The sequence below is a fragment of the Kistimonas asteriae genome, from assembly GCF_018263925.1.
Lineage (GTDB): Bacteria > Pseudomonadota > Gammaproteobacteria > Pseudomonadales > Endozoicomonadaceae > Kistimonas > Kistimonas asteriae.
In genome coordinates this window covers 144,604-157,017 of sequence record NZ_JAEVHF010000010.1, presented here as the reverse complement: position 1 = coordinate 157,017, position 12,414 = coordinate 144,604, and the positions used below count along the sequence as shown (strand labels likewise).

At 52.6% G+C, this 12,414-nt stretch carries 9 protein-coding genes; 4 read left to right on the top strand and 5 right to left on the bottom strand.

Going from position 1 to position 12,414, the window contains the following annotated elements; translation table 11 throughout:
- Positions 1 to 15: 15 nt before the first annotated feature.
- Complete coding sequence (nfuA, locus tag KHS78_RS12865; protein WP_211828904.1) at positions 16 to 618, bottom strand: Fe-S biogenesis protein NfuA; 603 nt, start codon at positions 616 to 618, stop codon at positions 16 to 18.
- A 127-nt stretch (positions 619 to 745) separates the two neighbouring features.
- Between nfuA and KHS78_RS12860 the strand changes: the two genes are divergently transcribed.
- The 3 genes from KHS78_RS12860 (at position 746) to KHS78_RS12850 (ending at position 7,211) form a co-directional block, all read left to right on the top strand.
- Positions 746 to 2,023, top strand: a complete 1,278-nt coding sequence (locus KHS78_RS12860; protein WP_211828872.1) for a multidrug effflux MFS transporter — start codon at positions 746 to 748, stop codon at positions 2,021 to 2,023.
- 123 nt (positions 2,024 to 2,146) lie between these two features.
- Complete coding sequence (gene metH, locus KHS78_RS12855) at positions 2,147 to 5,845, top strand: methionine synthase (RefSeq protein ID WP_211828871.1); 3,699 nt, start codon at positions 2,147 to 2,149, stop codon at positions 5,843 to 5,845.
- Positions 5,846 to 5,891: 46 nt separating this feature from the next.
- Entirely contained in the window at positions 5,892 to 7,211 is a 1,320-nt protein-coding gene (locus tag KHS78_RS12850; RefSeq protein WP_211828870.1) for an MATE family efflux transporter, read from the top strand.
- A 1-nt stretch (position 7,212) separates the two neighbouring features.
- On the opposite strand, the gene KHS78_RS12845 is transcribed toward KHS78_RS12850, so the two are convergent.
- Positions 7,213 to 8,556, bottom strand: a complete 1,344-nt coding sequence (locus KHS78_RS12845) for a sodium-dependent transporter (RefSeq protein WP_211828869.1) — start codon at positions 8,554 to 8,556, stop codon at positions 7,213 to 7,215.
- Positions 8,557 to 8,775: 219 nt separating this feature from the next.
- Between KHS78_RS12845 and KHS78_RS12840 the strand changes: the two genes are divergently transcribed.
- On the top strand, positions 8,776 to 9,471 hold the full coding sequence (locus KHS78_RS12840; RefSeq protein ID WP_211828868.1) for a hypothetical protein: 696 nt from the start codon (positions 8,776 to 8,778) through the stop codon (positions 9,469 to 9,471).
- A gap of 98 nt (positions 9,472 to 9,569) precedes the next feature.
- On the opposite strand, the gene sthA is transcribed toward KHS78_RS12840, so the two are convergent.
- From sthA to KHS78_RS12825, 3 genes are all read right to left on the bottom strand, one after another.
- On the bottom strand, positions 9,570 to 10,964 hold the full coding sequence (gene sthA, locus KHS78_RS12835) for a Si-specific NAD(P)(+) transhydrogenase (RefSeq protein ID WP_211828867.1): 1,395 nt from the start codon (positions 10,962 to 10,964) through the stop codon (positions 9,570 to 9,572).
- A gap of 71 nt (positions 10,965 to 11,035) precedes the next feature.
- The gene (nqrM, locus tag KHS78_RS12830) at positions 11,036 to 11,260 is read right to left on the bottom strand and encodes a (Na+)-NQR maturation NqrM (RefSeq protein ID WP_211828866.1); all 225 of its coding nucleotides are present in this window, start codon (positions 11,258 to 11,260) and stop codon (positions 11,036 to 11,038) included.
- A gap of 46 nt (positions 11,261 to 11,306) precedes the next feature.
- Positions 11,307 to 12,404: an FAD:protein FMN transferase gene (locus KHS78_RS12825; protein WP_211828865.1), complete on the bottom strand. Its 1,098-nt coding sequence runs from the start codon at positions 12,402 to 12,404 to the stop codon at positions 11,307 to 11,309.
- Positions 12,405 to 12,414 lie beyond the last annotated feature (10 nt).

Genomic DNA, 12,414 nt, shown 5'->3' with positions numbered 1-12,414 from the left:
GTCCGGAACCTGCCTTTACTTATAAAAAGCATTGTCCCGATTCGAGTGGTCAGTGACATCACGGACACCGACCAGCTCAGGAATGCGATCCTTCAACGTTTTTTCTACCCCGTCTTTCAGAGTCACATCGACCATGCCGCAGCCCTGGCAACCGCCACCAAACTGGAGAATCGCAACCCCTTCATCAATCTCGACCAGCTGAACCATGCCGCCGTGGGAGGCCAGCCCCGGGTTGATCTCGGTGGTCAGGTAATAATTGATCTTGGCATCCAGCGAGCTATCGTCGCCAATTTTTGGCGTCTTGGCATTCGGTGCCTTGATGGTCAGCTGACCACCCATTCGATCGGTCGCATAATCAATGGTCGCTTCTTCCAGGTACTCTTCGCTTTCCGCCTCAATCCAGACATCAAACTTTTCCAATTCGATCTTGAGATCGGCTTCCTTGTGCTCACCCGGTTTGCAGTACGCCAGGCAGGTTTCAGCATGAGGAGTACCGGGCTGCGTTACGAACAGACGCACACCAATACCTTCGACCGACTGCTTATCCAGCAGTTCACGCAGATAATCCTGAGCGGATGGGGTAATATCGATATTGAGATCCGTGGTAGTCAACGTTATTACTGCCTGTAGTTTGATCGCTGTTGGCTGAATTCTACTCCTGTCCTGACCCGCTGAAAAGCCGACCAAACCACTCAGTTAAAGGCCAGGTTCTCGCATTCTATAGAACAAGAAGTAATTCCACGGATTGCCCGTTAGACAAGACATCGCTATTTTGCCGCCTTTTTTCCTCTATATCCCCGGTGGCAATGTGCTGAAAATCGATCATAATCGACATTCAGGCCTGGTTATGCTCATTCTCGTATTGAGCGCCATGGTCGGACCGCTTTCCATAGACCTGTTTACCCCTTCCCTGCCAGCCATTACTGACGCCTTTGGCAGCTCCGCCGCCGTCACTCAGTGGACCGTTAGCATATTCATGATCGGTTTTTCCGTATCCATGCTGATCTGCGGCCCGCTCTCTGATCGATTCGGCCGTCGCAAAACCCTGCTTGCCGGTTATCTGGTGTATCTGATTGCCACTGGCGTCATTCTCTGGACCAGCCGCATTGAAGTGTTTATTGCCGCACGATTCCTTCAGGCCGTGGCTGGCTGCTTCGGCACCGCGCTTTCCCGCGCCATTGCCCGGGACCTCTATAAAGACAAAAATGATGTCAGAATCCTTGGCATGATCAGCGCGACCCTCTGCATCGCCCCCATGGTAGCCCCCATTATCGGTGGCGTGTTGCAGGAATGGTTTGGCTGGCATTCCAGCTTTATGGCCATGATAGTATTCGGTGCCTTTGTCGCCAGCGCGGTCAGCCTGTTGCCGGAAAGCAACACCCCGGATACCGAGACATCCCTGGCCGGTATGCTGGCCGGTTACCGTGACCTGTTCAGCGATCGTCGCTTCATGAGCCTGACCCTGACCGCAGCTCTGGCATTCTCAGGCGCTTTTGTCTTTGTCGCCAGCGCGCCCTTTGTCCTGATCGGTCATTTTGAGCTTGCCCCGAAAACCTATGGCATGCTGTTCGCGGTCATCATGGGTGCGTATATTGGCAGCAGCCTGCTGGCAGGTCGCATTACCGATTGGCTGGGCAAAGCCGGCAGCCAGCGACTGGCCTGGTGCATCCTGATCACAGGTACACTGGTCGCCGTAATCAGCGCCCTGATCACTGACGGACAATCCATTATCGGTTATGTCGCCGGTATCGCGATCTATGAAGCAGGCCTGGGTCTGTTCATGCCTGCCTGCCAGGCGAATGCACTCAGCCATCTGAAGAAGCATGTGGGTACCGCGTCCGGCCTGATATTCTTCCTGGAAATGCTGGTTGCCAGCCTGGTCAGCACCCTTGCGGGTAAGATTGATCATAGCAGCACCCTGCCGCTGGCGATGTTGACCGCTACCACACTGGGTATTGCGCTTATTCTGACCATTGCGTTTAAACTGTTTTCTACCCCTCACCAGCCCACCGTCCAGGCTTGACCGCAAAAACAATGGGAATGCCAGCGCGCGTGCGGCATTTCCATTGCCCCATCCCATTGCAAGGAATAATTCTGGTACTATTGCGCTGCGCTAATCCATCCAAGGCCAGACGAAACAATAACGATGTCCAGAGAGAAACGTATCAGCCTGCTGCACGACGCCTTAGCCAACCGCATCCTGATTCTGGACGGTGCCATGGGAACCATGATCCAGGAACACAAACTCGAGGAAGCTGATTACCGGGGGAAACGCTTCCAGGACTGGCCTTCAGACCTGAAAGGCAATAATGACCTGCTGTCACTGACCCAACCGGCCATCATTGAAAGTATCCACCGCGCCTACCTCGACGCCGGCGCCGACATTCTGGAAACCAATACTTTCAACGCCACAGCAGTCGCCATGGCGGATTACGGCATGGAAGGCCATGTCAGTGAGATCAACCGGGAATCCGCCCGTCTTGCCCGGAACGTGGCAGACGCCATGACGCTAGAGACGCCAGAAAAACCCCGCTTTGTTGCAGGCGTCCTCGGCCCTACCAGCCGGACCGCGTCCATTTCACCGGACGTCAATGACCCCGGTTTTCGCAACACCTCATTTGATGAACTGGCGGAAGGTTACCGCGAAGCAACCCGTGCATTGATCGAGGGTGGCGCTGACATCATTCTGATCGAAACCGTGTTTGATACCCTTAACGCAAAAGCGGCAATCTTTGCCGTGCAGGATGTTTATGCAGCGCTGGGGTTTGAATTACCCATCATGATTTCCGGGACGATTACGGATGCTTCCGGCAGAACCCTGTCCGGCCAGACCACCGAAGCCTTCTGGAACTCCGTTTCCCATGCAAAGCCTGTCAGCATAGGCCTGAACTGTGCCCTGGGCGCCAAAGAGCTTCGCCCTTACGTGCAGGAGCTGGCGACTAAAGCCAATACCCACGTCAGTGCGCACCCCAATGCCGGACTGCCGAATGAATTCGGGGAATATGACGAAACACCGGAACAGATGGCCGATGTCGTTGAAGAATTTGCCCGTTCTGGGCTGGTTAATATCATCGGCGGTTGCTGCGGCACCAGCCCCGCACATATTGCCGAAATTGCGCGCCGCGTGACGTCACTCCCTCCCCGACGCATTCCCGATATACCCGTTTCCTGTCGTTTGAGTGGCCTGGAGCCTTTCAACATCAATGCGGACTCCCTGTTTGTCAATGTCGGCGAGCGCTGCAACATTACCGGCTCGGCGGCCTTCAAACGTCTTATCAAGGAAGAGGACTACGATACAGCGCTGGATGTGGCGAGAACCCAGGTTGAGAATGGCGCGCAAGTCATTGATATCAATATGGATGAAGGCATGCTGGATAGCCTTCGGGCCATGGTGCGGTTCCTCAACCTTATTGCTTCTGAGCCGGACATTTCCCGTGTGCCAATCATGATTGACTCCTCAAAATGGGAGATCATCGAAGCCGGCCTCAAGTGTATCCAGGGCAAAGGTATCGTTAACTCGATCAGCCTCAAAGAAGGTGAAGACAACTTCCGGGAACAGGCACTGCTCTGCAAGCGTTACGGCGCGGCAGTTGTGGTCATGGCGTTTGATGAGACCGGCCAGGCGGATACCGAAGCGCGCAAGAATGCCATCTGCCAGCGTTCCTACGATATTCTGGTCAATCAGCTGGATTTCCCGCCCCAGGACATTATTTTTGATCCCAATATCTTCGCTGTCGCTACCGGTATTGATGAACACAACAATTATGCTGTCGACTTCATCAACAGCACCCGCTTCATTAAAGAGAATTTACCTCACGCCATGATCTCTGGCGGGGTAAGTAATGTGTCCTTCTCTTTCCGTGGTAATAACCCGGTACGTGAAGCGATTCATGCCGTGTTTCTGTATCACGCGATTCGTGCGGGTATGGATATGGGCATCGTGAATGCCGGCCAGCTGGCCATTTATGAAGATATTCCAGAAGAGTTGCGACACGGTGTCGAGGACGTCGTACTCAACCGACACGACGGTGCAACCGAAGCCCTGCTGACGATTGCCGACAAGTACCGTGGCGATGGCAGTGTTGAAAAGCCCGAAGAAGACCAGGCCTGGCGCGAATGGCCCGTCAACAAACGGCTTGAGCACGCACTGGTCAAAGGGATCACGACCTACATCACAGAAGATGCCGAAGCGGCCCGACTCGCTGCGTCACGTCCCATTGAGGTCATCGAAGGCCCGCTGATGGATGGCATGAACGTCGTTGGCGATTTGTTTGGCGAAGGTAAGATGTTCCTGCCCCAGGTGGTCAAGAGCGCACGGGTGATGAAACAGGCCGTCGCGCACCTGGTGCCTTTTATCGAAGAGGAAAAAAACGGCAAGACCCAAAGCAAGGGCAAGGTCCTGATGGCTACCGTCAAAGGCGATGTCCACGATATCGGTAAAAATATCGTTGGAGTTGTCCTGCAGTGTAACAACTACGAAGTAATCGACCTTGGCGTCATGGTACCTTGCGAGAAAATTCTGCAGACAGCTCGCGACGAAAATGTCGATATCATCGGCCTCTCCGGCCTGATTACGCCTTCCCTTGATGAGATGGTGCATGTCGCCCGTGAGATGGAGCGCCAATCATTCAGCATTCCACTGCTGATCGGCGGAGCAACCACTTCACGCGCCCACACGGCAGTCAAGATAGAGCCCTGTTACAAGCAGGATGCCGTTATCTATGTTCCGGATGCTTCCCGCAGCGTCAGTGTGGCGACACAATTATTGAGCAAAACGCGGAAAAACGCGTTTATCGCTTCCACCAAGGCGGAGTACGAGAAGGTTCGGGAACGTAATGCCAACCGACGTCCCAAGGCAGAGCGACGCCCTTATGGCACGCTGCACGAGTATAAAACCCCCATCGATTGGAACGGTTATCAGCCTCCAAGACCGGCATTCCTGGGGCATCGCAACATTGATGTTTCACTCGCTTCGCTGGTTGACTACATCGACTGGACGCCTTTCTTCATTACCTGGGATCTACATGGCAAATACCCAAAGATTTTCGATGACGCAGTGATCGGCAATGAGGCTCGCAAACTCTTTAATGATGCCAGGGCCATGCTGCAACAGCTGATCAGTGAGGACCAGATTCAGGCTAAAGCAGTCATAGGCTTCTGGCCAGCCAGCCAGGTAGACCACGATGACATTGTGCTCTATCACGATGAGAACCGGACAGAAGAACTTGCCAGGCTGCACCATCTACGCCAGCAGACCCAGAAAGTACCCGGCAAACCCAACGCCAGCCTGGCTGACTTTGTTGCCCCACGGGATAGCGGCATCCATGACTATATCGGCGGGTTCGTAGTAACCGCCGGCATCGGGGCAGAAGCACTCGCCAAGCACTATGAAGCGGCCCATGATGATTACAACAGCATCATGGTCAAGGCACTGGCTGATCGTCTTGCGGAAGCATTGGCGGAATACATGCATGAACGGGTCAGACAGGAATACTGGGGCTATTGCCCTGATGAGCAGTTCAGCAATACCGAACTGATCCGGGAAACCTACCGGGGCATCCGTCCTGCACCGGGCTATCCCGCTTGTCCTGACCATACCGAGAAATCCACCCTGTTCCGCCTGCTCGATGCGGAACAGCAAGCCAGTGTATGCCTGACAGAACATTTCGCCATGTTCCCAACTGCCAGTGTCAGCGGCTGGTACTTCTCTCACCCGGAATCGACATATTTTGCCGTTGGCAAAATTGATCGGGATCAGGTGGAAAGCTATGCAGCCCGAAAATCCATCACGCTTGAAGAGGCAGAGCGCTGGCTGGCGCCAAACCTGAACTACGATCCGGCATAAGACACGGGCCTTTGGCCCGTTTCCTCAGCCACCGATAGAGGTAGTTGTGCAAGACCGTATCCGCACAATTCTGTCCCTTGGCCTGCCGATCATCGGCACCATGTTTTCACAAAGCCTGATCAACCTGGTCGATACGCTCCTGGTGGGTCAGCTGGGGGAGTCGGCGTTAGCGGCTGTCGGGGCCGGTAATTATGCGATTTTTGTCAGTTTCGGATTAATCAGTGGTTTGTCTGCCGCTATCCAGGCCCAGGTGGCGCGCCGTCGAGGAGAAGGCGCGGGTAATCCGCTGGAGCCCGTCTGTGGTGGATTTCTGATTGCTTTACTCTTTGCACTCCCCCTCTGCATCCTGCTCAGTCTGGAAGCCGGAAACATTATGCCGATCTTCCAGGCGGATCAGGCAGTGACAGAAGCTGCCGCGCTCTACTTTGCCATTCGGATCCTTAGCCTGCCCGCTGCCGTGCTCAACCTTTCATACCGGGGATTCTGGAATGGCATTCGGGAATCCGGCGCATTCTTCCGCCTGCTGCTGTTTACGCACTTATGCAATGCCATCATCAGCTACATCCTGATTTACGGTCTGCTGGGCTTTCCCTCAATGGGCGTCGCCGGGGCGGCCACGGGTACCCTGATCGCCATGTACCTTGGCGCACTACTGAATCACTACTTTATCCGTCAACGAGCACTGCAGGGGGGGCTTCGTTTCAAGCTCCCGTCACGGCAAGGTTTCGTTCGCCTGGTACGCCTCGCCATTCCCGATTCAGCACAACAGACCTGTTTTGCCCTTGGCATGTCGCTCATGTTCTGGCTCATCGCCCGACTGGGTAGCGAGGCCATGGCTGTTGCCCATGTATTGATCAATATTTCACTGGTTCTGATTCTCCCGGGTATCGGGCTTGGGATGGCATCAACCACGCTGGTGAGTCACGCATTGGGCGCAGGCAAACAACAGGAGGCCTGGCGATGGGGGCTGGATGTTTCGCTGCTGGCCTGTGGCATCCTGACACTGCTCAGTGTACCGGTACTGATCGTCCCGGAATGGTTTCTGGGTCCCTTCCTCGGTAGTGATGAGACACTGGTTAAACTGGCGGTATTCCCCCTTCAGTTAGCGGGGCTCAGTATCATCATTGAATCATTTGCCCTGGTATTGACCCAGTCACTATTGGGTGCGGGGGCCAATAAAACGGTACTGGCCATTCGATTCAGCACGCTATGGCTGTTCATGTTACCCGGCATCTGGCTGGTCACCCATGATGGCACGGCCAGCCTGACGGCCGTGTGGTCTGTTCTCCTACTTCAGAAACTGTTGCTTTCGACGGCACTTCTGACGGTCTGGCAACGCCGACGCTGGGGCCAGATTACCATTTAATTTAGTGCAGCCAGGACCAGGAAAAGACCAGCACAACCAGTGCCGGGCTGATATAACGCACAATGATCTGCCAGGGTTTAAACAGTTTCTGGTGTATACCCAGTTGGCTCACCAGAATCTCTTTATCCATTACAAAGCCGGCAAATATCAGTATCAAAAAACCTGTCAGTGGCAGCAGGATGTCAGTAGGAAACGCCGTAAACAGGTCAAATAACGTTTGGCCGGACTGGGTCTGTACTGAATCGAAAATATTGAATGACAATGCGGGAATCAATCCCAGCAGCCATACAATGCCTCCCGTTATCATCGCGGCCCTCTTCCTGCTGAAATTGCCGGTTCTCGCAATAGCAACAACCAGCGGTTCGGCCAGATTCACTGAGGACGTCCAGGTTGCAATGACCAGCAGCAGGAAAAACAGGGGCAGCAGCCACAGCCCTCCTGGTAGCCCGCCCAACGCAACGGGAAGTGTCTCAAACATCAACCCTGGGCCGGATGCCGGTGCCAGCCCTTCCGAAAACACGACGGAAAAGGTGGCCAGCCCCGTCAGCACGGCAACCAACAGGTCCAGCACAATCACAATACCGGCCGCCTTAAACACCGACTGCCGATCAGGCATATAAGCGCCATAAGCCATCAGGCAGCAGGCGCCCACCGCAAGCGTAAAAAATGCATGCCCCATAGCCTCCAGAGCGACTGACCACTCCAACTTCTGCCAATCGGGCGTGAAGAGGTAAGAGACTGCACTGGAAAATCCGGGAAATTGTGACGTCACAATGACCAGGGCGACCAGTATCACGTAAAGCAATGGCATCATCAGGTTATTCAGCGCCTCAATACCACTGGTGATATTCCGCGCACTGACACACAGGGTCATGACAATAAATGCCAGCTGAAAACTGACAACAGTGAGCGGGTCTGCCAGAAATGTCTCGAAAACATCCTGCGCCTGACGTGCGGTCAGTTGGCCTAATTGACCGGTCACCGACTGAATGAAATAAAACAACGCCCAGCCTGATACCACACAGTAAAACGACAAGATCAGCAACGCAGCCAGTGTACCTAGCCATGCCAGCTTGCCCCAGTGCTGGGAGCCGCCGGACAAAACGGCCAACTGACGCATTGATGTGGCAGGTTTAGCGCGCCCTGCACGACCGATAATAATTTCAGAAATCATGACCGGCATGCCTAATAGAAGAACAAAGAACAGGTACAGGACAAAAAAAAGACTGCCACCATGCTCACCCGCCATATAGGGAAAACGCCAGATATTGCCCAGCCCAATAGCGGCACCTGCAATGGCCAGAATAAAGGCCCTATTTGATGATAAAAGGCTGCCATATTCCATAGAGATTCCTTTCCTGTCCTCCACTACTGGTAACTTGATACTTTTATTTCTACCGATATACCTAAAGCTGACAAAACAGCTTTATACATACTTTTAGAGGTATTTGTTATTTCAAAGTTCATATCAATTTAGGAATAACGTCTAGCTTTTAATCAATATTCCTACTGGTCGATCAGGCAGCCTTTGGATATAACCACTAAGAGCTTGGAATCTTATGTAATGCACACATTGGGTATTCGAAATATGTATAGACAACCACCTCATCCTATGACACCAGAAAGACGAAAAAAGCTGAGGCAGTCACTGTCAGATTCTGTTCAGTCAGACGCAACTAAGCGACATGGGCGCGTTGATCTTGAAAGTATGACCGATGCTATGGGGGATGCTCTTGAACGGCAATTCCTCGCTACGGGAGACTTCGATGATGGTTATATTCCCTGGATACATATGACTGATAAATATACAGCCGCTAATATGAATATACGTAATCTGACCCCTGCATCATCAGTCATTCGAGGCGTACCCATCAGATTTCTTGAGAATATACAAGGCGATACGGCTCTATTGACAACCAGTAGCCTCCCTAATGTACGAATTCGGAATTACAAAAAATCCAAGCAAGGCTGGGTAGGTTTTCACCCGTCATTCACTAGGACACATGACATTCCAAATAAAGCATTTGTGAACGCATTTATATTACCAGCAGGTACCGATGAGTCCGGCGTTATTGAAGGGGCAAAAGTCTACGCATCAGGTAAAGGTGAATATGCTGTCGTCAAAGTAGAACTATCTGATGTACTTTGCATGGGAGCAGAACTGTATGAAGATGAACAAGCTGCAGTATCTGATGCATGGATAATAGCCATAAATATCGGCACATTGATACCTGTCAAAATTCTGGCTCGAGGTTCATGATTCGACTCGCAACATGTGTCGGAAAAACCAATGAAATTCCACGCGTCGGTGTCCCTAACGAGTTAATCCATCAATTTTCCCGTACTGTGATCAAATACTCAAAAAACTCTGTTCATCCCATCCAGTGCGGCAACCCGATAAGCTTCCGCCATGGTGGGATAGTTAAAGGTCGTATTCAGGAAATACTTGAGGCTGTTGACCTCATTGGGTTGCTCCATGATGGCCTGGCCGATATGGACAATCTCGGCTGCCTGGTCACCAAAACAGTGAATACCCAGGATTTCCAGTGTTTCCCGATGGAACAGTATTTTCAGCATACCCGCAGTTTCACCGGTAATTTGGGCCCTTGCCAGTCGAGAGAAAAAGGCTTTACCGACTTCGTAAGGAACAGCGGCCTCAGTTAACTCTTCTTCTGTTTTACCCAGCGAGCTGATCTCCGGAATGGTATAAATACCGGCAGGTACCGAGCTAACAAACAGTGGAGGCTCATCACCCTTGATATTGTTAGCTGCAAATCGCCCCTGATCGTAGGATGCACTGGCCAAACTTGGCCAACCAATGACATCACCCGCCGCATAGACATTGTCAACATCTGTCTGGTAATACTCATTCACGCTCAATTGGCCACGGCTATTGGCTTCCAGCCCAATATTCTCCAAGCCGAGGTTCTTGGTATTCCCACTGCGTCCATTCGCCCATAGCAGCGCGTTCGCCTTGATCTTTTTGCCCGACTTAAGGTGCATCACCACCCCATCATCCGTCCCTTCGATTTTCTGGTATTCCTCGTTATGGCGGATGATCACATTGTTTTTCCGGAGGTGGTAACACAGGGCGTCCGAAATCTCGTTATCCAGGAAGGAAAGTAATCGATCACGCGTATCAACCAAATCGACCAGCACACCAAGACTGGAAAATATCGACGCGTATTCACAACCAATAACACCTGCACCATAAATGATAATCCGTCGCGGTGTATGGTTGAGCTGAAGAATCGTGTCACTGTCATAAATACGAGGGTGCGTGAAGTCTACGTCAGCGGGACGATAAGGCCGTGACCCCGTGGCAATGATGATATGACGCGCCGAGAGATGCTCAACATTACCGCCATTTTCCACCACTTCGATGGTGTTTTCATCGACAAAACAGCCCATACCGAAATAGAGGTCAATGCGGTTCCGCGCATAATACTGAGTACGGGATTTGACCTGCTTCTGAATAACCTCATGGGCACTTTTCAGCACATTCGGGAAACTGAACCAGCGCGGCTCACCAATCTCCCGAAACATAGGGTTATTGTTAAAGCTATAAATCTGCTTAACGGAGTGACGGAGTGTCTTTGACGGAATGGTGCCGAGATGGGTACAGTTTCCGCCAACCGTCGGCATCTGCTCGACAACTGCGACGCGCTTTCCCAGCTTGACTGCATTAAACGCAGCTCCTTCGCCGGCCGGCCCGCTGCCAAGTACGACAACATCATAATTGCTGACACCCATCAAGGCACTCCAATGGTCTGTTAACGGCGGTGATCATACCGCCTGATTATTAGCTGGTCCGGTGCGACCGCTTATAACGGCTTCTTACCGGCATCATAAAACAGGGATTCGGCACTCTCCGGCAGTTTTTCTGCCGCCTTGTCACCACCGCCACAAATCGGGCAGTCCTCCTTCAAGCCCAGACTCCCCAAACCGCCACATGACCCCTTGATCGGTTTATTGGCAAAAATGACACCGATCGACATGGCGAGTATGACGAGAATCAACAGTGCAAACGTCAGGAGCATAACGGTCATTACATATCACCAAATTAGACGTTGTCGTACAACTTATCGCAAACAGTTATTGAACCAGGTATGGCCGAAATGCCGTACTGGCGACCGATTCAAAGCCCTTACCCGTATGATAGATAAAGTAGGCCGCCAAGCCCTCTTTTTCGGCCAGCGCTAATCCCTTGTCTTCCCCCAGGATCATAAACATCGTGGCATAAGCATCAGCAGTGGCGGCGTTGTCAGACACCACGGCCACAGAGGCGAGACGGTGTTTCTCAGGGTAGCCGGTTCGCGCATCAATCAAATGGGAGTAATGTACGCCATCCTGCTCATAGTAATTCAGGTAGTCCCCGGAGGTGGCTATTCCCTTATTATCAGCTTCTATGATGCCATCTGCCTGTTCAGTCAGCAATTCCGGCTGCCGGATAGCAATTCGCCAGGCCTGACCGTCTGGCTTATGACCCCGAATTCGGATCTCACCACCGACTTCAACCATATAATCCGTAATGCCCTGGGCCTCGAGCGCCCTGGCGGCCTGATCGACGCCATAGCCCTTGGCAATCGAAGAAAGGTCGACAAAGACGGGCTTCAGACGGGTCAGTGTTTGCTGATTATCATCAACAGCCACGCTGTCATACCCTACCGTTCTCATGGCTTCCTGGATTTTATCCGCAGGTGGCACACGTGACGCGCCACTCTCCGCCAACCACTGGATAAACGCAGGATCATCCTTTTCGGGATCTAGTGATGCGGCTGTCGCCTTATTACCAGCGCCAAACCCCCAAAGATTCACCAGCGGTCCGACCGTCACATCATAAGCGCCACCCGACATTCGGGAAATCTGCTGACTTTCACGGATCAAGGCAGCCAAATCGGCACTGGCGGTAAACGGTTGCTCAACTGGATGCCGGTTAAAGCGCATCAATTCTGAATCCGGCTTATAAGTCGACATGCGGTCATCGACATCCTGTAAGGCACGATGCACCTGCTTACCAATAACATCTTCGGAAGGGATCGCGTTATCGGCAACATACTTGATGTTGTAGGTCGTGCCCATGGTTTTACCATGGAGGACATGTATGGAGGGTCTTGTCGACTGATAGTAGACCGCCGCAGCCAATACCAGAGCGGCAATCAGCACCAGGGTCAAGGGGAAACGCTTAGGCAAGGAACCATAT